Source organism: Undibacterium sp. 14-3-2 (assembly GCF_016595265.1).
Lineage (GTDB): Bacteria > Pseudomonadota > Gammaproteobacteria > Burkholderiales > Burkholderiaceae_D > Undibacterium > Undibacterium aquatile.
This window is the reverse complement of the sequence record NZ_JAENGS010000005.1, coordinates 143,018-166,628: the sequence shown is the minus strand read 5'-3', so window position 1 is coordinate 166,628 and position 23,611 is coordinate 143,018. Positions and strand designations below refer to the sequence as shown.

The window sequence follows — 23,611 nt, the reverse complement described above, 5'->3', positions numbered from 1 at the left end:
GAAATCCTCGCCTTTATTTTTATGAACAAATTTTTTCAGTGCGGACGTTATCGTTTTCCGCTTCAGGGCAATAAAGTAAAGCCGTTGGTAATGGGGATATTAAATATCACTCCCGACTCGTTTTCTGATGGTGGACGCTATTTATCTTTAGACGGTGCGCTTTCTCGTGCGGAACAGATGATCAATGATGGTGTTGATATCATTGATATCGGAGGTGAATCAACCCGTCCGGGTTCGGTTCCTCTGTCTTTAGATGAAGAGTTAAGCAGAGTAATGCCCGCCATTTTTGCATTACGCGATTGTGGTAAGCCCTTATCTATCGATACGTATAAACCTGAAGTGATGCGTGAAGCATTGCTTGCCGGTGCAGACATGATCAATGACATCAAGGGCTTTAATTCACACGATGCTATTAACGCAGTTGCAGGTACGGATGCAGGCTTATGCGTGATGCACATGCAGAATTTGCCGGCCAATATGCAAAGTCGCCCTGATTATCATGATGTAGTCACGGACGTAGAAGGTTTTTTAAGGCACCGTGTCGATGCATTATTGAGTGCTGGAATAAAACCAGAAAATATTTGTATTGATCCGGGTTTTGGTTTTGGTAAAACGCTGAAACATAACAGTACATTGTTCCGGAGTATTGACGAAATACAGACCAGGCTGGGTTTACCTATGTTGGTTGGCATCTCACGTAAAACGGTGATCGGAGAAATTACCGGAAGACCAGTTGAGCGCCGCCTCGCTGGTAGTCTTGCGGCTGCAATAGCTGCCGCAGATCGTGGTGCAAAAATTGTCCGTGTTCATGACGTTCAGGAAACAGTTGATGCTTTCAATGTGTGGCAGGTATTAGGTAATTAAAAGCATGTCAGATATCCTGTCTGGATATTTTTGAGTAATTCCTGCAAATAAAATAAATAAAATGACTAGAAAATTTTTTGGTACGGATGGCATTCGCGGCAAAGTCGGTGTCGCACCGATTACACCTGATTTTGTTATGCGTCTTGGTTACGCTGCGGGTAAGGTACTTGCTCAAAGTGGTTCTGAGTCACGACCGACGGTTTTGATCGGCAAAGATACGCGTATTTCGGGATATATGCTGGAGGCCTCTCTCGAAGCTGGATTTGCTGCTGCAGGTGTGGACGTCATGCTTTCTGGTCCTATGCCTACACCGGCGATCGCTTATCTGACAAGGGCTTTGCGTTTGTCGGCAGGGGTGGTTATCTCGGCGTCACACAATCCTTTTGACGATAATGGAATTAAGTTTTTCTCTGCCGAGGGAAACAAGTTGCCCGACGATGTTGAATTAGCGATCGAAGCTGAGCTTGAGAAGCCAATGCAAAGTGTCAGTTCTGAATATCTTGGTAAGGCACGACGCTTACGCGATGCGAATGGTCGTTATATTGAGTTTTGTAAAAGTACATTTCCATCAGAACTCGATTTGCGCGGATTGAAGATCGTTGTAGATTGCGCGCATGGTGCGGCGTATGACATTGCGCCTCACGTGTTTCATGAGTTAGGTGCAGAGGTTCTTGCTATTGGTAACGCGCCGAATGGTTTGAATATCAATGATAAAGTGGGTGCGACCGCGCCTGAGGCGCTGGCTATTGCTGTCAGAGCAAATCATGCTGATCTGGGGATTGCTCTGGATGGTGACGCGGATCGCCTGGTCATGGTGGATAGACATGGAGTAATTTACGATGGTGATCAGTTATTGTATTTAATGGTATTGGACAGGCTGGCAGTTGGCCCTGTCGCAGGTGCTGTCGGCACATTAATGACTAACATGGCGGTGGAGATTGCCTTCAAAGAGCTGGGGGTCGGTTTCACCAGAGCAAAGGTCGGAGATCGCTATGTGCTTGAGCAAATGCGAGAGCGTGGCTGGATACTTGGTGGTGAAGGATCCGGACATTTATTGTGCCTGGATAAACACTCAACAGGCGACGGTATTGTGTCTGCATTGCAGGTGTTATCAGCATTGCGTCGCACCGGAAAAAATCTGGACCAATGTTTTGATCAACTTAAATTATTTCCACAGGTATTGTTGAATGTGCGTGTCAGTCCCGGATTTGACTGGCAAAAAAATTCAGCATTGGTTCAGGAAAAAATAAAAGTTGAAACAGAACTAGCAGGGCGCGGGCGTGTATTGATTCGAGCTTCCGGTACTGAGCCAGTTATACGTGTTATGGTGGAGGCTGACGACAATGAATTGGCCACGACTTGCGCACGCCGCTTAGCGGCTTGTGTCGATAAAATCTGAATGAATTTTGTTTTTAGTTGCGCAGTCATTCTTGAAACTGTGGCTGATACCATGTAGTATTCAGCCTTCAGTTTTTATCTCTTCTGATGAAGACATAAGTAAGGCTGTCCATAGCTCAGTTGGATAGAGCACGAGCCTTCTAAGCTCGGGGTCGCAGGTTCGATTCCTGCTGGGCAGGCCACAACTCCCGCATATTTTCCATTCGCTTCGGTAATTCTTTTGCTCGTATAAGCCTCCGTTTGATTGCTGGCGGAAGCAATCTTCATTTGTGAAAGCTCGTTTCGGAATTCGTAATATATTTGATGATTTTGCTGCTACTTCATCAGTAGAGTATATAGACGATGATAAACGAAGATCTCCAATCACAGACCGTCAGTTCTTCAGAGCACCAGTCCGCTGCCTTTGAGCAGCATACTCACTGCAACGAATAGTACAAGCCATGCAAATAGCAGTTGTATTGTTGCCTGATTGAGGCGTTTGGAGATTTGCAGTCCACCCAATAAACCAAATGTGCTGCCGATCGTGAATGGCAATGCAACTGCCCACGGCAGACTGCCATGAAGTGCGGCCGAAGATACGCCGCTGATGGAGACCAGTGTGATCACTGCCAATGAGGTTGCCTGAATACTGCGTATATCGAGATGAGAGTGCCGTATCAGCGACGGGATGATGATAAATCCACCACCGACCCCGACTAAGCCACTCAAATATCCAGAAATAAAACCGGTTCCCGCAATCGCTCTTGCGCAACGCATGGTCCAGTGAAAACGTTGATTGTCCGCGTTTAAACTGCATGCGACATCTTGTTCATTGCGTGAGATTTGTTTACTGCGGAATGATCGGAAAGAAATCAGCAATAAAATACATGCAAAGAGAATCAATAGCGGTTGATTAGGTATTCGCTGTGCTGAAAAAACGCCGACTGGGGCTGCCAGCATGCCAGAAATACCCATTAACACTGCGGCACGGTAGCGGACTATGCCCTTGCGTAAGCCAGTGATGCTGCCGAGAGCAGCTGCAACGCCAACGGCCATCAAACCGACGGGTGCTGCTTGTTGTACCGATAAATGGAGGCCGTAAACAAGCAGTGGAATAGAGAGCATGCCACCACCAGCGCCAGTCAGCGCCAAAACAAAACCGACGACGGTGCCCAGAATGATGGTGATAAAACTCAAGTCCATAGTTGCTGTTGTTGCGCTTCACAACGCATTGATTGGTAACTTCAGATAACTGACGCCGTTACTTTCAACGGGCGGTAATTGCCCTGCGCGTATATTTACCTGCACTGAAGGCAAAATCAGGTTGGGCATATCCAAGGTTTTATCACGTGCTTCACGCATAGTGATAAACGTGAACTGTGAAATGCCATCGTGAACATGAATATTGTTTTTACGCTCTGCCTCTACGGTCGTTACCCACATTGGAGAGCGGTTTTTCGGTGGATAGTCGTGGCAAAGATGCAGACGGGTATCGGCCGGAAGTTGAAAAATCTTTTGTATTGACTGATAAAGTATTGCCGCATCTCCACCGGGAAAGTCGCAACGAGCAGTGCCATAGTCTGGCATAAATAATGTGTCGCCGATAAAAGCATCTTTCCCGGTCAGGTACGTCACACAAGCTGGGGTGTGCCCCGGCGTGTGTATGACGCGCACGGTTAATTCTCCGATCTGAAATTCCTCGCCATCGTGAAACAGATGATCGAATTCCTCTCCTTGCGCACTAATGTCCTCAGCATTGAATATCTTTTTGAAAACACGTTGAACATCGCAAATGTGAGCGCCGATGGCGATTTTCCCTCCGAGTTTCTTTTTCAGATAGGGTGCTGCTGATAAGTGGTCCGCATGCGCATGTGTTTCAAGCAGCCAGTCAACAGTCAACCCCGCTGTTTTCGCATACTGAATCAATTTATCTGCGTTAAGGGTAGAAGTTCGTCCTGACTTAGCATCAAAATCTAAAACACTGTCGACGATTGCTGCTTTTTTTGTCAGTGGATCTGTGATGATATGCGTGACCGTACTCGTCGCTGCATCAAAAAAGGAATCTATGATCGCTTCGTTCATATATTTTCTTTAGCGGCAAATCGTTACTCAAATGTTGGCAGTGCTGGGGAAACAATGCTTTTGCCTGACTGTATCCAGGCATCAAAACCGCCAGCAATCGATTTTACTTGTAAGTAGCCCATTTCATGTAAAGTGCTCGCTGCTAAAGCCGCGCGTCCGCTGGTTTTGCAATAGACAACAATATTCAGATTGCGTGCCGACAGCTCAGGGCTGCCGCTCAGTTTAAACTCAAGTAAGCCGCGCGGAATATTGACTGCACCTTGCAAATGACCGGCTGCGTATTCATCTGGCTCGCGGACGTCGAGCAGAATATCAGCTTCTTTTATTGCATGTTCAGCATCGGCGATGGATATTTCCTGTATCTGAGATTTTGCTGCGGCAACGAGGTCATGTGCTGTTTTCATATGCTTTTTCATTCAAGAATGATTAGTGGTGTCGACATGTCAGGCTTATTTCATCGAGCCTGGATGCATTATTCTGGATAAAAGCAGGCCTTACATGACGAATCTTCGCATCACTACAACTGCCGCAAGAGTAGTGATGGCCTATCGAAATCTTGTAATGGCCTGATATCACATCATCAACGCAATTACTTTGTTTTGCAGGTACGGATGCCAAATGGCAAGTACGCTGGGCAAACACGGAAAATGCCTGTCAGCAGCGGAACAACGCCCAGCCATCCCCATGCACCGATATACCCGGCAAAGTGCGCACCTAATAAAAGTGTGCCAATAAGAATTCTGACTACCCGGTCTGCGGATCCTACGTTTATTTTCAACATGATTTACTCCTTATTTGTTTTTTAGAAAAATCAGAAACACTATAGAACTATTTCAACTATCGTGAATGAACAATTAAATAGTTTTTGCTATGCATTGATCTATTTAAAACAGCTTAGGTCAATTTGACTTACCTGACAGCGCCGCAACTTGCTCTGTCAACTGGGAAGCGACGTTATGGCACACCAGATCACATAGCGCGTAGATGGAAGGATCTGCGATCTTGTAGTACACAGAAGTTTTACGGCTTTCTCTTGCAATAATTCCATGATTTGCTAAGTTTGAAAGATGGCGAGAGACATTCGCCTGAGAACAAGAGCAAATGATGGCCAGTTCTCCTACATTTTTTTCACTCGCTCTCAACGCATTCAGTATTCGTAAGCGGGTTGGTTCTGCGAGCACCGCAAAATACTGAGCAATTTGCGTTAACGCCTGATCCGGTAAGCCCTTCAACAAGGAGCATATTTTTTCATTATTGCTCATCACCATGCTCATTTTAAATAAATAGCAAATATTCAAAAACTGTATTTGCGTAACTGTGCAAATAAGTATATGATCAATTCGTGCTTAATGCAATTACTAATATTATTTTGAATGAGGAAATTTAATCATGACGGGAAAATCATGGATTTATGCTTCCCTTTTGCTTGCTCTGACAGGTATGACTGCACCGGTTCTGGTAGTCGCAGGGAATCTCACGACAGTGCCTGTACGCTCAACGAATGACGCAGTCAGTTTTGTCGCCGATGGTGTGGTGGAGGCCGTCAGGCAAACTGGTATTGCTGCGCAAATCTCCGGTGCAATTATTGATCTTCCTGTCAAAGCTGGCGATACCGTGAAAGCGGGGCAAGTGCTCGTCCGCATGGATGCAAGAGCCGCGAATCAGGAGGCGAAGGCGAGCCGGGCGCAAGTAGATGCGGCGCGCGCCAGTTTAGTTGTTGCTCAAAAAGACTATGAACGGCAAAAACAACTCTTTACTAAAAATTACATTAGTCAGGCTCAGTTAGATCGCGCCGAATCTCAATTTCAGACCGCCAGTGCGCAGGCCAATGCTCTGATCGCCCAAGCTGGCGCTTTACAAACGCAGTCTGGATTTTATGTGTTGGCCGCGCCGTATGCGGGTGTTGTTTCTGATGTTCCCGTGATGTTGGGGGATATGGCAATGCCTGGTCGTTTGTTGATGACAGTTTATGACCCCGTTGCGATGCGCGTTACCGCAACCGTTCCCCAGGAACGTGTTGCAGAGATTGCTGCTGAACAAAAAATTATTGTAGAAATTCCCGGAATGCCTGCTTCTCAGCGCCTTATTCCGGCAAACAAAGTCACCGTCTTGCCGATGGTGGATGCGGCAACGCACACGGTACAGGTCAGATTGGAATTGCCGCAAAAAATATCGGGCTTAAGTCCGGGAATGTTTGCCCGCGTCAGCCTGAAAAGCAAGCCTGTGAACAGTGATGCGAATCGCTTATATGTTCCGTTGAAGTCCGTGTTTCGTCGTGCTGAGCTGAGCGCCGTTTATGTCGTCAATGCGCAAGGAAAGCCCATACTACGGCAGGTAAAGTTAGGTCCGGTGACAGGTAACGAACAAGAGATACTCAGTGGCGTGTCGGCAGGTGAACAAGTCGCAGCAGATCCGCTTGCTGCAGCGCGTATTGCAGCCTCCCGCTAAGGAGATTTCAGATGAATAAAATCTTGGGAATATCCGGGCGCATCGCGGCGTTTTTTCAGACCGCGCAGATCACGCCGTTGCTGGCTTTAGTGGCGTTTCTGCTTGGTTTGTTCGCCGTAATGGTGACGCCACGGGAAGAAGAGCCACAAATTAACGTGACGATGGCGAATGTACTTATTCCTTTTTCCGGTGCGTCAGTAAAAGATGTTGAGCAGATGGTGGCTATCCCGGCGGAGCAAGTGTTGAGCCAGATCGAAAATGTCGAACATGTAACATCGGTCTCGCGTCCTGGTCTGGCGATTATGACAGTTCAGTTTGAGGTCGGCGTTCCGCGTACAGATGCTTTAGTGCGCTTGTATAACACGGTGCACAGCAACCGGGATTGGTTGCCTACCAATCTGGGGACATCTGAGCCATTGATAAAACCTAAAGGCATTGATGATGTTCCTATCGTTTCCCTGACCCTGTGGAGCAAAAATCAGCAAATCGGCGCTTTTGACATTGAACGTATCGCACATAGTATTGAAGCGGATTTAAAGCGGGTTAAAGGAACGCGAGAAGTCATGACCATTGGCGGACCCGGGCGGGCTATTAATGTCGAACTGGAACCTGCAAAACTTTCTGCCAACGGTTTGACAGTCGCCGATTTGCGGAACAGTTTACAGTCGGCCAATTCCGGTATGCCGGGAGGTGAACTGGTTGCAGGTAATCGGTCGATTCAAGTGGATGCAGGAGAATTTTTACGTGATGCAAAGAGCGTCGGTGAACTGGTGGTCGGCGTAAAGGCTGGCAAGCCTGTGTATTTACAAGATGTCGCCAAAATTGAAGACGGGGCTTTACCTGCTGCAAAATTTGTATGGCACGGTGTCGCTGGTAAGGATGCCGCTGAATATCCGGCTGTCACAATTGCGATCACAAAAAAGCCAGGCCAAAATGCGGTCGATGTCGCTACTGCCGTGATTGCGCGAGCCGAAATCTTGCGTAACACCATTATCCCTACGGACGTTGAAATGACGACTACGCGGAATTATGGGCAGACCGCAGACGATAAAGCAAAAAAATTAATTCAAAAATTATTGTTCGCCACCGCTTCCGTCGTTGCTTTGGTCTTTCTTGCTCTGGGACGTCGTGAGGCGGCGATCGTCGGTACGGCGGTCATTCTGACGCTGACGGTCACCTTGTTCGCCTCCTGGGCATGGGGATTCACTCTGAACAGGGTATCTCTGTTTGCCCTGATTTTCTCTATCGGGATACTGGTGGATGATGCGATTGTGGTCGTCGAGAACATACACCGCCATCAGGCCTTATTCCCTGGAAAGACCTTACGGGAAATTATTCCTGGAGCGGTCGATGAAGTGGGCGGGCCGACCATTCTGGCGACGCTGACCGTGATTGCTGCGTTGTTACCGATGGCCTTTGTTACTGGCTTGATGGGCCCTTACATGAGTCCGATACCGATCAATGCGAGCATGGGAATGTTGCTGTCCTTGGCTATCGCTTTCGTCGTTACTCCCTGGCTCGCAAGATTGTGGATGAAGGAGGTGTATCACGGTGGTGACGGTATTGCGACAAAACTGGCTCCTGTGTTCAGTAAGGCCTTCAGACCTTTTCTGGAGGAGAAAACTGGCGCGGGTAATCGACGTAAATTAGGTGTCGGCGTTGCGATTCTGATTGCTCTTTCTGTCCTGCTACCGGTACTGGGTTTAGTGCAATTAAAGATGCTGCCTTTCGATAATAAATCCGAATTTCAGATTGTCGTGGATATGCCAGCAGGTACGCCTGTGGAAAAAACCGCGGCGGTATTGCATGAACTCGGGGCTTATTTGCAAACTGTGCCGGAAGTCACTGATTATCAAGCTTATGCGGGTACGGCTGCGCCGATTAATTTTAATGGCTTGGTACGTCAATACTATTTACGTTCAACCGGTGAGCTTGGTGATATTCAGGTTAACCTCGCCGATAAACATCATCGTACTGAAAAAAGTCATGTCATCGCAACCCGCGTCAGACCGGCATTGCAGGAAATTGGCAAGCGTTACTCCGCGAACGTGAAAATAATTGAAGTACCGCCGGGCCCACCCGTGCTGGCACCTATTGTTGCTGAGATTTACGGCCCCAGTGACGAGGGGCGCAGGCAAGTCGCGAAGTCTGTTCGTACTATCTTTGAAAAGACGAAAGGAGTGGTCGATGTTGATGACACGAGTATCGTAGACGCTCCACGAAAAATCATTCTGATCGACAAACGCAAGGCGTCGCAACTCGGTGTTTCGCAAATGACGATCGTGACCACGTTGCGTGCTGGTCTCGCCGGTGACGCAGCAAGCTATCTTCACGATGAAAGTAAATATCCTGCATCAGTCAATCTGCGTTTACCTGTCAGTGATCAGGGCAATATTGATCAGTTGCTCTCATTAGGTGTGAAAAATGCACAGGGCAATATTGTTCCGATACGCGAACTGGTGACGATCACCGATACGTTAAGAGAGCAGCCCGTCTATCATAAAGACGGGGCAGCCGTGAATTATGTGACTGGCGACATGGCCGGCGCCATCGATAGCCCGCTGTATGGCATGTTCGCGATGCGTTCTGACATTGCTAAAGTGCAGACACCAGGCGGTGCTGCGATAGACGAGTACTTTATCAGTACACCAGCAGACACTTATCGCGGCTTCAGCCTGAAGTGGGACGGTGAATGGCAGGTGACTTATGAGACTTTCCGTGATATGGGCGCAGCCTATGCTGTCGGACTGGTGCTGATTTACCTATTGGTGGTTGCGCAATTCGGCTCTTATCTGACGCCGCTGATTATCATGGCGCCGATTCCTCTCACCATCATCGGCGTGATGCCAGGACATGCGCTGCTTGGTGCGCAATATACGGCGACCAGCATGATAGGCATGATCGCTTTAGCTGGCATCATCGTGCGCAATTCCATCCTGCTGGTTGATTTTATTCATGTTCAGGTGGCAGCGGGAATGACGTTCAAAGAAGCGGTGGTGAGTTCCGCCATCACCCGGGCTCAGCCGATTGCACTGACTGGTTTGGCGGCCATGATGGGAGCATTTTTTATTCTTGACGATCCCATTTTTAACGGGCTCGCCATCTCTCTGATCTTCGGTATTTTTGTTTCAACATTGCTGACCCTCGTGATCATTCCATTGCTGTATTTCACGGCGTATCAGCATCAATATTCATCGCAAACTCAATCTCACTAAGGAGCTTCTTATGAACAGCTGGCAAATAGTACGCGTTATTGCAGGTTTTTTCATCCTGTTAAGTCTGGCGTTGGGAATTCCCGGTAGCCCCATTTTCGTTAATCAGTGGTGGCTGGCTTTTACCGCATTCGTCGGTATTAACTTATTTCAGAGCGGCCTGACCAAATGGTGTCTGATGGAAAGCATCGTCCGCAAACTCGGCATCAAAGCGGGTAACTGAACACGCGATCACATTAATCAGATAAGGAGATTGCCATGCACCTGGTTTGCCCTGTATGCGGTGCTACGAATCGTGTCGCAGATGAACGCTTATCTCAGCATCCAGTCTGTGGTAAGTGCGGTGCTGATCTGATGCCGACTGAACCTGTGCCAATCAGTGGCCAGGCCTTGGCTAAGTTCATCGAAAAGACGGAATTACCGGTATTGATTGATTTCTGGGCAGAGTGGTGTGGCCCCTGCCGGGCGATGGCACCACAATTTGCTGAAGCGGCGAGAAATGCGCCAGATATTCGTTTTATAAAAGTTGATAGCGATGCGGCACCGATGGCTAGTCAACGCTATGGCATTCGTAGTATTCCGACTTTGCTTCTGATGTATCAGGGGCGGGAAATCGGACAGCAGAGCGGAGTGATGCCCGCTTCGCAAATAGTTGCATGGGTGCGCAGCATATTACCGAAGAAGTAATCAGCGCAAATTGATGAACGATACACAGGAGGAGACAGCATGGCACATATCGTTATATTGGGAGCGGGCACCGGCGGCATGCCAGCAGCTTATGAATTGCGGGAAAAACTGGATACTTCGCATCGCATTACCGTGATAAACGCAGTTGATTATTTTCAGTTCGTACCTTCAAATCCTTGGGTTGCTGTTGGTTGGCGTCAGCGAGAGGCAATTACATTTCAGATTCGTCCCTATCTTGAAAAGAAAGGCATAGAATTTATTGCACAAGCTGTTGTGCGTATTGATCCTGAAAAAAACTCACTGATTGTCAATGATGGCACTGTTGTTGAGTATGATTTCTTAGTCATTACCACAGGGCCTAAGCTAGCATTTGATGAAGTGCCAGGCGCAGGTCCAGTGAATGGATTTACTCAGTCTATTTGTTCTGTCGATCACGCAGAACATGCTTACCAGGCATATCAGAAATTTTTAGAAGATCCCGGGCACGCGATTATTGGAGCGATGCCGGGTGCATCGTGTTTCGGTCCTGCTTATGAATTTGCATTTATTTTCAACAAAGATCTGAAGAAGCGCAAATTGCGCAATAAAGTTCCAATGACCTACGTGACAAGTGAACCTTATATCGGCCATCTCGGACTTGGTGGTGTGGGTGACTCCAAGTCGATGTTGGAAAGCGAGTTTCGAAATCACGATATTAAGTGGATTTGTAATGCAAAGACTACTCGCGTTGAGGATGGAAAAATGTTTGTCAGCGAGATGGACGACATGGGCAATCTCAAAAAAGAGCATGAGCTACCGTTTAAATACAGCATGATGTTGCCGGCGTTTCGCGGCGTTGATCCAGTTGCTGCTGTTGAAGGTTTATGTAATCCCCGAGGTTTCGTTCTCATCGATGAAAATCAGCGAAGTAAAAAGTATCCAAATATTTTTTCTGCCGGTGTCTGTGTCGCTATTCCACCGGTAGAAGTGACACCGGTGGCCACAGGCGCACCTAAAACAGGATACATGATAGAAAGCATGATTACCGCGATTGTGCATAACATCGAGGCTGATCTGGCTGGTGCGCCAGCGACTGCCAAAGGATCATGGAACGCGATCTGTCTTGCTGATATGGGCGATACCGGAGCGGCTTTCGTTGCTTTGCCGCAGATCCCCCCACGGAATGTAGCCTGGTTTAAAAAGGGACAATGGGTGCATCTGGCCAAAATCGCTTTTGAAAAATATTTCCTGCATAAAATGAAAGCAGGAACCTCTGAACCGATTTATGAAAAGTATGTCTTGAAGCTTTTAGGCATAGAACGTTTAGATAAATAAAATAGGTAAAACAATGAGTTTGTTAGGAAAATTAATCGGAGCATTTGCCGGTACAGAACAGGAATTACCGGCAAATGCGATATTGATCGACGTCCGTTCTTCAGGTGAATATCAAGCCGGATACATACCTGGTGCTGTTTCTTTACCATTGGGCGAGGTCGGTGACCGTATTCACAGCGTCGTACCAGACAAGGACGCACCCGTCATTGTCTATTGCCAGTCGGGTGCCCGTTCCGCTTCCGCAAAAAATATTCTGGCGAACATGGGCTATACCAACGTCGTCAATGGCGGCGGTGTTGGCAGTCTGGCGCTCCGTTTACAAAAGCAAATTTGCCGTTAGTAATCCACCATGACAACACAAATAACTGCCGCCCGATTCAGCAATCCTGAGGAAACCTGGAGCAAGCGTTTTTCTTGCGACGAATATATTTTTGGAACTGAAGCCAATCATTTCCTGATTCACTGCCAAGATGCGCTCCATCCCGGTATGCGTGCGCTGGTTGTTGCAGACGGGGAAGGGCGTAATAGCGTCTGGCTGGCAGAGCAAGGTTTGATCACAACAGCGTTTGATATTTCACCTGTCGGCGTGAATAAAGCAAGGAAGTTGGCGCAACAAAAAAATGTTGACGTGAATTTTGTCGTTGCTGACTGTGATCACTTTGATTGGGCACCAGCGCATTACGATGCGGTTGTCGCGATTTTCGTCCAGTTCGCTGATCCGGAAATGAGAGCACGTCTGTTTTCGAATATGATCCATGCCCTAAAACCGGGTGGTGTTCTGATTCTTCAGGGGTACAGCCCGGCGCAGCTTGAATACAAGACCGGCGGGCCTCAGGATATTGCCCACCTTTACACAGAAGAATTACTGCGTGATTCTTTTTCTTCGCTGGATATTCGCGAATTGCGTTTTTATGAAGAAGTGTTGAATGAAGGAACGCAACATGCTGGTAGATCAGCTTTGGTTGGTCTGCTGGCTTATAAACCTGAATAAAACAAACTGGCAGGTGTTGATTGATGCAGAGAATCCAACCATGAACCGCAGTCAACTATAACTGTGGTTCTGGCAAGTTTCCGCTGCAGAAGCCGGAAACTTGCTAAATTCAGACGAACTTACGCTTTCTTCGCCCAGGCTGCGCACCAGCCTTTGCCATTAACCAGTTTGTTGCCCATGGCACCGCAGGCACCCCAGCTGTCAGTTGCTTTACCTTGATACAGCATGCAGTTAGAGCAGGTTTTTCCAGCCGCATAGGCAGGGAATTTTTTAGCATCGACTTTCGTCGCATCGTTTTTATAGCCCAATGCAGTTGCGGCAGCATCAGTTTCCGCGATTTTTTGTGCTTGCGCCTGTGTGAGTCCGCTGGCTGAAATTGTCAGCGCAACGACTGGAATAGTTTTGAAAATGAATTGGCGACGTGACGTCATGGCAATGTCCTTTGGCTGGTTCATAGAAAATAAAATTGAAACTACTTTTTAAGTCTATGCTTTCTATCAAAGTCAGATGTGAGTTGTATCAATAAAAGATTGAAATTTGTTTTTCTTATGCTTTTATTTTTAATTTTTTTATCTGAAACATGGTGTCCGGTAAACCAATCTTCATGTCAATTTCAGATCATCAGTTTTTAGCTTTTTCTTTAAAAATCCCGACAGCACGCTCGCCCGCATGGCGTAAAACGATATGACTGAATTTCGCTGGGACAATTAATGTCCTGCCTTCAGAATCAAAGTTAAATTTTGATTCTGTACCGGCTGAATTAATAGAAAATATTTCAGGTGTCAAGGTAGCGGTTTTTAACTTTATCAAGACATCTTCATTGACTTGACTGACTTCGACAGGATACAGATTGCTATCTGCCTCACCTTCGATTTTGTAGACGAAGTTTTCATGTTCTCTGACTGCTTTCTGACATGCGGAGGTAAAAGCCAGCATGCAAGCCAAAGCAATAATTTTCAGTATTTTCTTCAATTGTTTACTCCGCTATCTATCGTTTAAATTTTACTACTCTAATCCATCGTGCCGAAGCAGATGAAATCTGAGCTCGTTTTTATTTTTCCTGAAGAACCTGAACAAATGTTGAAATTTTTCCTTCACTACATTTTTCCGGGATTATTTCAATTTCATCCCCTGCTTTGACTTCGGTATCTTTAGGAACTTCAACGATCATCGTGACAAATTTTCGTATGTGGCGATAATGAACTTTAACGAAATGCCGATTTTGAATGTCATCGTCGGTCAAAGAATCAAGACATGGCAGTATGGCGTCTTCGGGAGGTTTTGTGCTGATAATTGACAGTACCCAGGCACGGCGGGCACCTTGATCCCAATGTATATCCATTGCGAATGCAGAGCTGAATATTCCAGCCATGCAGAAAAAGAAAATGAACAGCTGGCGGCTTATGTGTTTATTCATGATCGATTTTTGCCAGATGTAGCTGGGCTAACAAGAGTTGAGTCTCGGATTGACTTATCGTTGAAATATGTTCATTTCTTTGATTAAAGTAAATGCTGAGATTCACTTTGTAAAAATAGGCTACTCCGGCTTTAAACTCCCGTTTTATCTGATCACCGCCGAATGTCGCTGAGCCTAACTGATGTTTGCCAGGTGAAACTTCAAATGCGATGAAGGTATCTGGAGCAAGAGTTGTAATTTGTTTCTGATCGAGACTGACCCTGGTGGGCAATTGCGCAGCGACGAATCCTGAGCGAATGAGATACAGTGTTGCCTTTTCTGCTGAGGGTGAATGCAATTTCTTTGCTTGCATTTCATCGGCATCGTCAGCCATAGGAACGGAGATGCATTCGCGCCACGAACCAAATATCTTGCATGGGGTGGTTTTATTTGCACTATGTACCGGCAAGATGGATACACAATACAGGCAGATAAAAACGCTGAAAGAATGGAGCAGGGATATCTTCATTTACTTTACTCTTCCTCTCGTGCTTTATCTTTGAAGAGAGAATAGCTCAGCGGCAACAACAGTAAAGTGAAAATAGTTGCCGTAATAATTCCCCCAACAATCACTACCGCAAATGGTCGCTGTGTTTCTGAGCCGATTCCGTGTGATAGTGCGGCAGGCAACAATCCCAGGCCTGCCATCAAGGCTGTCATCAGAATAGGGCGCAAACGCGCAACGGCACCTTCAATCGCGCTAGGGAAAGTAATATCTTTCTTTCTTTCGAAATCAAGAATTTGTTCCAGCATGATGACGCCGTTTTGCACAGAAATACCTGCAACGGCAATAAAGCCGACCGCAGCGGATACTGAAAAGTGCAAGCCTGCGACCGCGAGACCGGCGATGCCACCGACCATGGTAAATGGCACCATGACCAGTACAAGTAAGGCCATTCTGATTGATCTGAACGCCCAGAATAGCAAGGCGAAAATCAGGAAAATAGTCACTGGAACAATGATTGCCAGACGTTTCACTGCACGCTGTTGATTTTCAAACTGACCGCCCCAGGTTATAAAATAGCCAGGTGGTAAATTCACTTGTTCACTGACTTTTTTTTGTGCTTCGGCGACAAAACTACCCTGATCTCTGCCCAGTAAGTTTGCTTTCACAGAGGCATTACGGCCGCCAGCTTCACGGCTGATGCGACCGGCACCTTGTTTCAAAAATATTCTGGCAACGTCAGCCAGATCTATGGTTCCGGCTGCGTTCGGCAAATTGACTTGTAGGGCGCCTATGCTATCAATGGAGTTGCGATAAGCTGCTTTCAGTCGAACGGTAATATCAAACCGTTTATCACCCTCAAAAAAAGTATTCACTGGATAATCCGCGAGCGCAGTCTGAATCGCGTTATTCACATCGACGACATTAATACCTAATCGCGTAATTTTTTCGCGATCTATCACGATGTTGAGTTCAGTTTGCCCGCCGATTTTGACAGCATCGACATCAGCCGCACCTTCTATGCCGCGTAAGATATTGGCAATCTGCTCGCTTTTCTGAGTCAACACATCAAGATCCGGACCGAAGATTTTGATCGCGATTTCTCCTTTGACGCCGGACAAGGACTCTTCAACACTGTCTTGGATCACCTGCGAAAAATTCGTCGGAACGCCAGGTAAGACGCCGATTTTGGCAGTCATATTGGCAATCAGACTCTCTTTATCTTTAAATTTCCATTCACTGTGCGGTTTCAGTTCGGCGAGAATTTCCATATTGTTCGGGCCTTTAGGATCCGTACCATCATCTGGTCTGCCCACGTGAGCTACAACGGATTTCACTTCTGGATAGCTGAGTAAAATCGAACGCACCTGACGCTCAATATCTTTGGTTTTTTCTAAAGCAGTAGATGGTGGCAGGCTGATGGATAGCCAGATATTTCCCTCATCCAGTTTAGGAAGAAATTCACTGCCCAATTGCGGAGCGAGACCTAATGTGACAACAAGAATAGATGTCGAGATTAGAATCACACCATGTTTTTTCTTTACTGCAGAATGGAGCAGTTCCCGGTAAAACTGTTGTGCATTCTCCAACCACTGACTGTGTCGCTCCGCGAGACTGTGTTTTTTCATTGTCAGTGTCAGCAAAGTCGGAATCAGGGTGATCGTCAGAATCAGGGCACCGAGCATGGCAAAGCTTAAGGTCAGCGCGACTGGCGAGAATATTTTTCCTTCTACCCGTTGAAACGTGAAGATGGGAATGAACGCCAGAATAATGATGGCTTTGGCGAACAGAATAGGATGGCCCATTTCAACGACGGTATCTTTGAGAACATGTTTTCGCCATAGAAACAGATTCCCATGCTCTTCATTATGTTTGAGTGCCAGTCTCACCATTAGTGCTTCGACTAATACGACAGCACTGTCGATAATGATGCCGAAATCAACAGCGCCCAGTGAGATCAGATTGGCCGGAATCCCTCGCAGATCAAGCATAATGAACGCGCACATCAGCGATAAGGGAATCACCGTGACGACAATCAGGGCCGCGCGCCAGTTGCGCAGAAATACGATCAGAATCGCGACAACCAACACGGCGCCAACGACCAGATTCTCAAAGACTGTCATGATCGTGTGATGCAGTAAATCAGTGCGATCATAGATCGGGCGTATTTTGACACCCCGTGGTAACTTGGCATTGACGATGTCTATTTTTTTCTTTAACTCATCAATGATTTTCGCTGCATTACCGCCCTTGGTCATCTGTACGATACCCAGAACATAGCTGTCACCCTGGTTATACGAGACGATTCCAGAGCGGGGATGATGCGTAATTTCTACGTCTGCCACATCGGATATCAACACAGTTTTTCCATTCTTTGCATTGATAATGACGCGGCCGATGTCTTCTTTCTTTTCAAACAGACCCTGACCACGGACGACTAAAGCTTCATCGCCACGGCGTATCGTGCCGCCACCGACATTGCTGCTATTGTTGGTCAGTGCCTGACTGACCTGATCGAGTGTGACACCGTAACGTTTTAAGGCATTCGGATCGACCTGCACCTGATATTCTTTGACCGTGCCGCCAAAACTGACCACATCGGCGACGCCAGATACAATCCGTAATTCCGGACGTATCGTCCAGTCTTGCAAACTGCGCGCATCATTTTCAGACATGTCCTTGGGAACTTCCAGCACATACCGATAGATTTCACCGACGGCGGTCGTCAGCGGTGCAATTGTTGCCTGTACGCCTGTGGGCAGTGTGACGCCTTGCAGTCTTTCGAGTACCTGTTGGCGCGCGAAATAGTCGTCGGTGCCATCTTTAAATGTGATGGTCACCACCGACAATCCTGTAATCGAAACGGAGCGCAATTGCGTCTGCCCGGGAACGCCGCTCATTTCGCGTTCTATCGGCAATGTCACTGCACGTTCAACTTCTTCGGCCGCCTGTCCCTGGAATTGCGTGACAATCTGTACCTGTACGTCCTGCACATCTGGAAACGCTTCAATCGGCAAATTGCTCATAGCGCGATAGCCAAAGAAAATTAAGGCGACCGTCAGGACTAAAACAAAAATGCGCTGCGTCAGAACAAAATCAACAAATTTATTGAGCATGTGATGCAACCTCTGCGTTGAGTAACAGCGCTCCTTCTTCAACGACGCGTTGTTTGTTGTTCAGTGCAGCATTCGATGCCACATCGGCATAACTGACATCACGGTCTTTGCGCACAATATTGATTTTTTGTTTTTGAAACTCACCTGGGCGCTTTTCCAGGAAAACGTAGTTATACAGACCTTCAACGATCAGGGCGGCATTCGGTATACGAAACGCTTTCTTGTCGCTATCTGCCAGAAATGACACGCGGGCAAACATTTCCGGACGGAGTTTCCCGTCTTTGTTATTTAATATCCCCCTGATTTGTATCCGTCGTGTGGTCGGATCAAGCGCTAAACCAACACGATCAACAAGTGCATCAAAAATCTGATCGGGATAAGCGTCAAATTCCAGCTGAATCTTTTGTCCGTTCTTGATGTTGCCTATATATCGTTCAGGGACATCTACGAGCACCCATAATCGGTTTAAATCCGTTATCGTCAACAATGGAGCAGCGGCATCGGGGCGTACTTCCAGGCCTGGGTTAATTTGCTTATCTGTCACCAGCCCGCTGATCGGGGCTTTCAGAACGAATTTTCCATTTTCGCTGCCTTGCGCATTCAGGTTGCGCATACGCAAACCGGCGCGTTTTGTTTCTGCTGCAGCCTGCAGATAATCAGCTTCGGCAGATTCAACATCCTTACGCGCAATCACTTCTTGCTCGAGTAATTTTTGTGTTCGATCCAGATTTAGTTTCTTACGCTGCTGATCTGCTTTGGCTTTTGCGAAGTCGGCGTCTGCCGTTGCCATATCCGGCGAGTCCAGTATCAGAAGCGGAGTATCTCTCTTAACGTAATCGCCAATCTCGACGGTAGAGCGGATGACGCGTCCTGCAACAGGCGAGCTGACGCGGCTAGTCACGTTTTCGTCGTAAGCGAGTTTGCCGTTCATCGTGTCCGCTATGGGCAAGCTGACTTCGCTGATGGTTGCTAATTTGATTGAAGCAAGTTGCGGTGCATTTGCCGGGTAGCTTATTTTTCCGATTTCCGCTTTTGCTGTCTGCGGAGTGTCTGTCTTTTTCTCAGTCGCGGTGACCAGTTTTGCGGAATAGATTACAGCGATGCCAGCGAAAGCGAGCGCGATAAGTACAACAGGGATTTGACGTAATTTCATTTGTGTTCCAATTCTTCCAGGCTGATACGCAGTGTCATGCTGGCTTTCGCCAGATCAGCTTTGGCGTTGATCGTATCTAACTCGATTGACCTATAAGTGCGGCGCGCATCCAATACATCCATGACGGGGACGGCGCCATTTTTAAAGGCGAATTCAGTCGCCTCTGCTGATTTACGAGCCGCCGGAAGTAATTCATTTTGAAAGCGCGCCAGCAGTGTTTTTGATGTTTGCAGTGATTCAAACTGCAGGTTCAATTCGTTGCGTGCGGCATCGATGGTTTTTGCTAAATTTTCTTGCGCTGCATCGACGGCGACTTCCGCAGCGCGGATTTCCCCCTGAAATTCGTAGCGACTGAACAAGGGAATTTGTATGGAAATACCATAGCTATTTCCGGAACCCAGTTGATTGGCGGGGCTGGTTGGATAATGCTCGAACTGCAGGCCAACAGTGACATCGCGTGTCCTTGCTGCGACGGCTAATTTACGTGCCGCCAGCGCAGCATCCAATCGGGCTTTCGCCGCCGCAACGTCCGTGCGTTTCTGAATTAATTCGTCGGACAGAACGCTTGCTGGCAACGCATCTTCAGTGTGCCAATCATCGATGACCTGTAGCGACATGAACGGTGCTTTGATTCCTATGAGTAAGGCCAGAGCACTTTGAGCGCGTTTAAGTTCACTGGCTGACTGCAGCAGATCATTTTCTGCGCGCAACGCATCCACACGTACCCGGGCAACATCGGCACCGGCAATATCCCCTGATTTTTTTCGCTTATCCGCCGCATTTAAGGTCGCCTGATAAGAATCAGAATTTTCTTTACTGATACGTAATTTGTGTTGTGCTGCCGCCAGATCAAAATAAGCAGCACCGATCATTTGTTTTAATTGACGCTCGGTGTCGTTAAAGTCCAGCCGACTGGCCTTTTCAAGATGCGTCGCAGCTTCAAGCCGTAATTCACGCTTGCCACCGCGTTCGACAAGCTGATCAATTCTGAGGGTGCTATCGACGGTTTTATTTTTCAGCGAACCTGGACCTATACCTAGTCTGGGATTGATCCCGCTGGTTTGAATTGTCAGATTTGGGTTGGGGGCTGCGCCAGCGATTGTCGTTGCCGCCTCTGCATTGGCGACATTGGTTTTTCCAAGCTTCAAATCATGGTTGTATTGACGCGCTAACTGAATTGCACGTTCCAGACTGAGTGGCGATAAGGCCGCTTCCGGAATGTTTCCGGAAATGTCGATATTGTTATGTGCCTTGTTTGATTGGTACTGAACTGGTTCAATGAGTGACTGAGCATAGCTATGTATTGCTGAGCTACATGCTGCGGCAATGGCTATCCTGACGACCCAATTAAACTTTGCCAGTGTAGGGCAAGGTTTAGTCATTTTTATCCTGCATGATGGGAGTAATACGTTGCCCCATTATGCAAATGCAAACTGTCAAAAACATGACAGTAAGCTGACAAAATCCTGACAAGTAAAAATATAACCGCTATTTTTTAGCCGTCATTCATTATCGCGAATTGCCGGAAAGTGAACCGAAAAAATGGTGCCTCCTGTTTCGGCGTCGCTGATCGTGATTTGCGCATTATGATCTTTGACAATGTCGGCAACGATTGCCAGGCCGATACCATTCCCTTTGACACGTTCACCTGTTCCTTCGTAAATGCGATAGTGACGGTGAAAAATCAATTCTCTCTCTGGCTCTGGTATGCCCGGGCCGTTATCTTCAACGGAAAAAATTACTTGTTCGCCTTTGGTAAAGGTGTTGACTGTGACGACCCCACCCTCTGGGGTATAACTGATCGCGTTATCGATCAGGTTTTCTATCAGATCGCGCAGTAAGAAAGCTTCGCCGGAAATACGCGTCGGAGCAAGCTCAAAACCTAAGTCGATATTTTTTTTATCAGCCGCGCCGAGAAAATGAGGAATGCAATCAGTCACAATCGTATCGAGCGATACAGGCTCCAGTCGTTTTCGTTCAAATTTACTTGGTTCTGCCCGGGCGAGTGACAGCAATTGATTTGTTTGCCGTATCATCCGTTCGGTTGAGATCATCATTAACGAGATGGATCTGGCCGTTGTCATCTCGCTCGCATATTTGTCCTGTAGCCATTCGATTTGCGCCTTTAATCCAGCTAAAGGCGTGCGTAACTGATGCGCAATATTGGCCAGAAACTCTTGTTGGGCATTGGAACCGATTTCTATTTTTTTGAGCAAACGGTTAATGGCGGTCACAACAGCACCAAGTTCTAAAGCGTTTTCTTCAACCGGGATTGCTGACAACGCATCAAAATCGCGTTGATTCAGATCCGCCTGTATTTTCTTCAGTGGTAACAAACCTTTTGTTACCGCGATCCACACCACGCCCAGAAGTAAAAAGGTTAAAGCCCCTTCGATAAATATTAACGCTGTCAGTATTCTGGTGCGGATCGCATTACGCTTTTTTAACGTTTCGCCAGCATAAATGACGACATCCTGATCGCCGGCTGAAAATTTAATATTAATGATACGGATCTCTTCACCACGCATTTTTCCGTTTGAAAAATGAGGCTCGTCGAGATTCTCCGGCTGAGCCAGAGTCGGAAAGTCGGAATCGCCAGCCAGCGTCTGATTGTTTTGATTGCGGATTGCAAAATAGATGGTGTTGATATGATCAACCCTTAGTACCTGCTCTACAGAAGAGGGCAGATCTACGCTGATGCCAGCCTCTGTTTTATTTAACCGTGTCGCCAGTGCCCAGCATGTATCAGCCAGACTTTGGTCAAACGCAAGTTGAGCCGGCTCCCAGGCAAGCCAGTACACAAGACCGCCACCGATGAAATTCACTAATAAAAGGGGAATGATTAACCATCCTAATAGACTGCGACGAATGCTTGGCTGTCCGGAACTCATCAGTTTCACTTTTCCTCTTCCAGCATATAGCCAAAGCCACGAATTGTGCGGATCATCACCTTAGCGTTGTTGAGCTTTAAGCGTATCCGTGAGACATAGACTTCAATTGCGTTGAGCGAAATATCTCCGTCATGCAGCAAGATGGCATCGATGATCTGCTGTTTGGACACGACACGGTTTTCATTTTTAAGCAGATATTCAAGTATTGTCCATTCACGTGCAGATAAATCGATGACCTGAGCATCAACGGCAGCCCGCTTTGTTTGTGAGTCAAGATGAAGCAGACCAAGCCGGATTCCGACAGAAGCAGGGGATGATCGTCGGACCAAGGCCTTTAAACGTGCGACTAATTCCAACGTCGAAAAAGGTTTGACGAGATAATCATCTGCTCCCATTTCAAAGCCTTTGACGCGATCCAGGATCGCATCTCTTGCAGTCAGCATCAGGACGGGAAAATTATTCCGCTGAATTTTCCGTATGTGATGCAGTACATCAAAACCATCCATATCCGGCAAGCCGATGTCCAAAATCATGACCGAGATTTTTTGTTCCTGAGAGATAAAACAGGCGTCTTTACCATTGCGGGCGACATCTACCAACATGCCATGCTCGCGCAACATCTGAGAGATGCCTTCTGCCAGCACCGGATCGTCTTCGACTAAAAGAATATGCATAAATGAAAAGGAAGAATGATTGGCGATTGAGGACGCTTACTGTTTTGGGGCATTATTGCATGAGCGTTGACATAGAGCCGCTCTTAAATACGCTTCAGGCTGCGAAGATGGAAACGCGGCATCGTTGTCGTACTGTTTTGTCGTGTGGACGATGATCTGAGTGATAAGCTGAGTTATAAAATGCGTCATGTTGAATTATAATACTGGCATGAAACTCGGAATAATCAATCGACACTGGTATGAAAAGAGCATCTGGATCGCATGTATTGCGATCTTTTTGAATGCGCTGCTGCCGTCATTGGATTATGCCGTTTCAAAAGTGATCTCCCCACAAGAGATGGTAGAAATATGTTCTGCTGCCGGAACAAAATTTCTTCCGGCCGAGCAAGTTCTGCTCAGTAAGTCTTCTCTGGATACAAAGCACCACCAGTTTAAGCAATGTTCATTTTGTGCGACGCATGCCGGAACATTTGCCTTGCCTGTGGACTTGTCAGTGCAGTGGATTGTGCCTGCTGGTCACGCCTTGTTGCCCTTCCTGTTTTACCATTCCCCTAAGCTTTTATTTTCCTGGTTGCATGCGCATCCGCGCGCTCCTCCTGTTATCGGCTGATTGATTGGCTGATTGTCTTCGCGACTATTATTGAATTCTTTGTCATTCGAACAGATGTCATTCTGTTTCGATCCGTTTGCACATTCATTCTGTCGCCATGACACATCAGCTTTGTTTGCACGCTGCTGATTGTGATGCTGAATGCATTCCGGCGTACATCTTTTCTACCTGATACGCAATTTACGACAGACAGCCGAATTTGTTTGCGCTGAAGCGGGCAATATCTGCTGTACTCGTAAGTTAAAACCCGTCTTACCTTTTCAGGTCAACGGGTGAGCACTATTGTGACCA

At 47.2% G+C, this 23,611-nt stretch carries 24 protein-coding genes and 1 tRNA gene; 11 read left to right on the top strand and 14 right to left on the bottom strand.

Going from position 1 to position 23,611, the window contains the following annotated elements; all coding sequences use genetic code 11:
- The first annotated feature begins 21 nt into the window (after positions 1 to 21).
- From folP to Undi14_RS12725, 3 genes are all read left to right on the top strand, one after another.
- The gene (gene folP / locus Undi14_RS12735; RefSeq protein ID WP_200180657.1) at positions 22 to 864 is read left to right on the top strand and encodes a dihydropteroate synthase; all 843 of its coding nucleotides are present in this window, start codon (positions 22 to 24) and stop codon (positions 862 to 864) included.
- Positions 865 to 925: 61 nt separating this feature from the next.
- On the top strand, positions 926 to 2,263 hold the full coding sequence (gene glmM / locus Undi14_RS12730; protein ID WP_200180656.1) for a phosphoglucosamine mutase: 1,338 nt from the start codon (positions 926 to 928) through the stop codon (positions 2,261 to 2,263).
- 104 nt (positions 2,264 to 2,367) lie between these two features.
- Positions 2,368 to 2,444: transfer RNA gene (locus tag Undi14_RS12725), tRNA-Arg, on the top strand.
- Between the two features lie 199 nt (positions 2,445 to 2,643).
- On the opposite strand, the gene Undi14_RS12720 is transcribed toward Undi14_RS12725, so the two are convergent.
- The 5 genes from Undi14_RS12720 to Undi14_RS12700 all read right to left on the bottom strand — a co-directional run bounded on the left by Undi14_RS12720 (position 2,644) and on the right by Undi14_RS12700 (position 5,585).
- Positions 2,644 to 3,444 (bottom strand): sulfite exporter TauE/SafE family protein, encoded by an 801-nt coding sequence (locus tag Undi14_RS12720; protein ID WP_200180655.1) that lies wholly within the window; start codon positions 3,442 to 3,444, stop codon positions 2,644 to 2,646.
- Positions 3,445 to 3,462: 18 nt separating this feature from the next.
- A complete protein-coding gene (locus tag Undi14_RS12715) occupies positions 3,463 to 4,323 on the bottom strand; it encodes an MBL fold metallo-hydrolase (RefSeq protein WP_200180654.1) in 861 nt (286 codons plus the stop codon).
- A gap of 23 nt (positions 4,324 to 4,346) precedes the next feature.
- Positions 4,347 to 4,727 (bottom strand): rhodanese-like domain-containing protein, encoded by a 381-nt coding sequence (locus tag Undi14_RS12710; RefSeq protein ID WP_186885441.1) that lies wholly within the window; start codon positions 4,725 to 4,727, stop codon positions 4,347 to 4,349.
- A 185-nt stretch (positions 4,728 to 4,912) separates the two neighbouring features.
- Positions 4,913 to 5,104, bottom strand: coding sequence for a DUF2892 domain-containing protein (locus tag Undi14_RS12705; protein ID WP_370589950.1), 192 nt, complete (start codon positions 5,102 to 5,104; stop codon positions 4,913 to 4,915).
- A 118-nt stretch (positions 5,105 to 5,222) separates the two neighbouring features.
- Positions 5,223 to 5,585, bottom strand: coding sequence for an ArsR/SmtB family transcription factor (locus tag Undi14_RS12700; protein ID WP_370589949.1), 363 nt, complete (start codon positions 5,583 to 5,585; stop codon positions 5,223 to 5,225).
- A 127-nt stretch (positions 5,586 to 5,712) separates the two neighbouring features.
- Between Undi14_RS12700 and Undi14_RS12695 the strand changes: the two genes are divergently transcribed.
- The 7 genes from Undi14_RS12695 to Undi14_RS12665 are packed head-to-tail and all read left to right on the top strand — an operon-like array spanning position 5,713 to position 12,975.
- A complete protein-coding gene (locus Undi14_RS12695) occupies positions 5,713 to 6,771 on the top strand; it encodes an efflux RND transporter periplasmic adaptor subunit (RefSeq protein ID WP_200180653.1) in 1,059 nt (352 codons plus the stop codon).
- An 11-nt stretch (positions 6,772 to 6,782) separates the two neighbouring features.
- Positions 6,783 to 9,986: an efflux RND transporter permease subunit gene (locus Undi14_RS12690; RefSeq protein ID WP_200180651.1), complete on the top strand. Its 3,204-nt coding sequence runs from the start codon at positions 6,783 to 6,785 to the stop codon at positions 9,984 to 9,986.
- 10 nt (positions 9,987 to 9,996) lie between these two features.
- A complete protein-coding gene (locus Undi14_RS12685) occupies positions 9,997 to 10,206 on the top strand; it encodes a DUF2892 domain-containing protein (protein WP_200180649.1) in 210 nt (69 codons plus the stop codon).
- A 35-nt stretch (positions 10,207 to 10,241) separates the two neighbouring features.
- Entirely contained in the window at positions 10,242 to 10,670 is a 429-nt protein-coding gene (trxC, locus tag Undi14_RS12680) for a thioredoxin TrxC (RefSeq protein ID WP_200180648.1), read from the top strand.
- A gap of 39 nt (positions 10,671 to 10,709) precedes the next feature.
- Positions 10,710 to 11,984, top strand: coding sequence for an NAD(P)/FAD-dependent oxidoreductase (locus Undi14_RS12675; RefSeq protein ID WP_200180647.1), 1,275 nt, complete (start codon positions 10,710 to 10,712; stop codon positions 11,982 to 11,984).
- A 13-nt stretch (positions 11,985 to 11,997) separates the two neighbouring features.
- On the top strand, positions 11,998 to 12,324 hold the full coding sequence (locus tag Undi14_RS12670) for a rhodanese-like domain-containing protein (protein WP_200180646.1): 327 nt from the start codon (positions 11,998 to 12,000) through the stop codon (positions 12,322 to 12,324).
- A 9-nt stretch (positions 12,325 to 12,333) separates the two neighbouring features.
- Positions 12,334 to 12,975: a class I SAM-dependent methyltransferase gene (locus Undi14_RS12665; RefSeq protein ID WP_200180645.1), complete on the top strand. Its 642-nt coding sequence runs from the start codon at positions 12,334 to 12,336 to the stop codon at positions 12,973 to 12,975.
- Positions 12,976 to 13,094: 119 nt separating this feature from the next.
- Here Undi14_RS12665 and Undi14_RS12660 read toward each other — a convergent pair whose 3' ends face one another.
- The 9 genes from Undi14_RS12660 to Undi14_RS12620 form a co-directional block, all read right to left on the bottom strand.
- A complete protein-coding gene (locus Undi14_RS12660; protein ID WP_186885434.1) occupies positions 13,095 to 13,406 on the bottom strand; it encodes a high-potential iron-sulfur protein in 312 nt (103 codons plus the stop codon).
- Positions 13,407 to 13,596: 190 nt separating this feature from the next.
- The gene (locus Undi14_RS12655; protein ID WP_200180644.1) at positions 13,597 to 13,947 is read right to left on the bottom strand and encodes a TrbG/VirB9 family P-type conjugative transfer protein; all 351 of its coding nucleotides are present in this window, start codon (positions 13,945 to 13,947) and stop codon (positions 13,597 to 13,599) included.
- A gap of 79 nt (positions 13,948 to 14,026) precedes the next feature.
- A complete protein-coding gene (locus Undi14_RS12650; RefSeq protein ID WP_200180643.1) occupies positions 14,027 to 14,392 on the bottom strand; it encodes a hypothetical protein in 366 nt (121 codons plus the stop codon).
- Positions 14,385 to 14,900, bottom strand: coding sequence for a hypothetical protein (locus tag Undi14_RS12645; RefSeq protein WP_200180642.1), 516 nt, complete (start codon positions 14,898 to 14,900; stop codon positions 14,385 to 14,387). The genes Undi14_RS12650 and Undi14_RS12645 overlap by 8 nt, the downstream gene beginning before the upstream one ends.
- 5 nt (positions 14,901 to 14,905) lie before the next feature.
- Positions 14,906 to 17,992 carry an efflux RND transporter permease subunit gene (locus tag Undi14_RS12640; protein WP_200180640.1) on the bottom strand — a complete coding sequence of 1,029 codons (3,087 nt, stop codon included), beginning with the start codon at positions 17,990 to 17,992 and terminating at the stop codon, positions 14,906 to 14,908.
- Complete coding sequence (locus tag Undi14_RS12635; RefSeq protein ID WP_200180638.1) at positions 17,982 to 19,145, bottom strand: efflux RND transporter periplasmic adaptor subunit; 1,164 nt, start codon at positions 19,143 to 19,145, stop codon at positions 17,982 to 17,984. The genes Undi14_RS12640 and Undi14_RS12635 overlap by 11 nt, the downstream gene beginning before the upstream one ends.
- Positions 19,142 to 20,527 (bottom strand): TolC family protein, encoded by a 1,386-nt coding sequence (locus Undi14_RS12630; protein ID WP_200180636.1) that lies wholly within the window; start codon positions 20,525 to 20,527, stop codon positions 19,142 to 19,144. The genes Undi14_RS12635 and Undi14_RS12630 overlap by 4 nt, the downstream gene beginning before the upstream one ends.
- A 120-nt stretch (positions 20,528 to 20,647) precedes the next feature.
- A complete protein-coding gene (locus Undi14_RS12625) occupies positions 20,648 to 22,036 on the bottom strand; it encodes a sensor histidine kinase (RefSeq protein ID WP_200180634.1) in 1,389 nt (462 codons plus the stop codon).
- Positions 22,037 to 22,041: 5 nt separating this feature from the next.
- The gene (locus Undi14_RS12620; RefSeq protein ID WP_200180633.1) at positions 22,042 to 22,710 is read right to left on the bottom strand and encodes a response regulator transcription factor; all 669 of its coding nucleotides are present in this window, start codon (positions 22,708 to 22,710) and stop codon (positions 22,042 to 22,044) included.
- A gap of 187 nt (positions 22,711 to 22,897) precedes the next feature.
- Between Undi14_RS12620 and Undi14_RS12615 the strand changes: the two genes are divergently transcribed.
- Positions 22,898 to 23,320, top strand: a complete 423-nt coding sequence (locus Undi14_RS12615; RefSeq protein WP_200180632.1) for a DUF2946 domain-containing protein — start codon at positions 22,898 to 22,900, stop codon at positions 23,318 to 23,320.
- Positions 23,321 to 23,611: the final 291 nt, after the last annotated feature.

Coding starts and splice junctions, on each gene's coding strand:
- folP (WP_200180657.1), top strand. CDS start 22: ATGAACAAATTTTTTCAGTGCGGACGTTATCGTTTTCCGCTTCAGGGC.
- glmM (WP_200180656.1), top strand. CDS start 926: ATGACTAGAAAATTTTTTGGTACGGATGGCATTCGCGGCAAAGTCGGT.
- Undi14_RS12720 (WP_200180655.1), bottom strand. CDS start 3,444: ATGGACTTGAGTTTTATCACCATCATTCTGGGCACCGTCGTCGGTTTT.
- Undi14_RS12715 (WP_200180654.1), bottom strand. CDS start 4,323: ATGAACGAAGCGATCATAGATTCCTTTTTTGATGCAGCGACGAGTACG.
- Undi14_RS12710 (WP_186885441.1), bottom strand. CDS start 4,727: ATGAAAACAGCACATGACCTCGTTGCCGCAGCAAAATCTCAGATACAG.
- Undi14_RS12705 (WP_370589950.1), bottom strand. CDS start 5,104: ATGTTGAAAATAAACGTAGGATCCGCAGACCGGGTAGTCAGAATTCTT.
- Undi14_RS12700 (WP_370589949.1), bottom strand. CDS start 5,585: ATGAGCAATAATGAAAAAATATGCTCCTTGTTGAAGGGCTTACCGGAT.
- Undi14_RS12695 (WP_200180653.1), top strand. CDS start 5,713: ATGACGGGAAAATCATGGATTTATGCTTCCCTTTTGCTTGCTCTGACA.
- Undi14_RS12690 (WP_200180651.1), top strand. CDS start 6,783: ATGAATAAAATCTTGGGAATATCCGGGCGCATCGCGGCGTTTTTTCAG.
- Undi14_RS12685 (WP_200180649.1), top strand. CDS start 9,997: ATGAACAGCTGGCAAATAGTACGCGTTATTGCAGGTTTTTTCATCCTG.
- trxC (WP_200180648.1), top strand. CDS start 10,242: ATGCACCTGGTTTGCCCTGTATGCGGTGCTACGAATCGTGTCGCAGAT.
- Undi14_RS12675 (WP_200180647.1), top strand. CDS start 10,710: ATGGCACATATCGTTATATTGGGAGCGGGCACCGGCGGCATGCCAGCA.
- Undi14_RS12670 (WP_200180646.1), top strand. CDS start 11,998: ATGAGTTTGTTAGGAAAATTAATCGGAGCATTTGCCGGTACAGAACAG.
- Undi14_RS12665 (WP_200180645.1), top strand. CDS start 12,334: ATGACAACACAAATAACTGCCGCCCGATTCAGCAATCCTGAGGAAACC.
- Undi14_RS12660 (WP_186885434.1), bottom strand. CDS start 13,406: ATGACGTCACGTCGCCAATTCATTTTCAAAACTATTCCAGTCGTTGCG.
- Undi14_RS12650 (WP_200180643.1), bottom strand. CDS start 14,392: ATGAATAAACACATAAGCCGCCAGCTGTTCATTTTCTTTTTCTGCATG.
- Undi14_RS12645 (WP_200180642.1), bottom strand. CDS start 14,900: ATGAAGATATCCCTGCTCCATTCTTTCAGCGTTTTTATCTGCCTGTAT.
- Undi14_RS12640 (WP_200180640.1), bottom strand. CDS start 17,992: ATGCTCAATAAATTTGTTGATTTTGTTCTGACGCAGCGCATTTTTGTT.
- Undi14_RS12635 (WP_200180638.1), bottom strand. CDS start 19,145: ATGAAATTACGTCAAATCCCTGTTGTACTTATCGCGCTCGCTTTCGCT.
- Undi14_RS12630 (WP_200180636.1), bottom strand. CDS start 20,527: ATGACTAAACCTTGCCCTACACTGGCAAAGTTTAATTGGGTCGTCAGG.
- Undi14_RS12625 (WP_200180634.1), bottom strand. CDS start 22,036: ATGAGTTCCGGACAGCCAAGCATTCGTCGCAGTCTATTAGGATGGTTA.
- Undi14_RS12620 (WP_200180633.1), bottom strand. CDS start 22,710: ATGCATATTCTTTTAGTCGAAGACGATCCGGTGCTGGCAGAAGGCATC.
- Undi14_RS12615 (WP_200180632.1), top strand. CDS start 22,898: ATGTTGAATTATAATACTGGCATGAAACTCGGAATAATCAATCGACAC.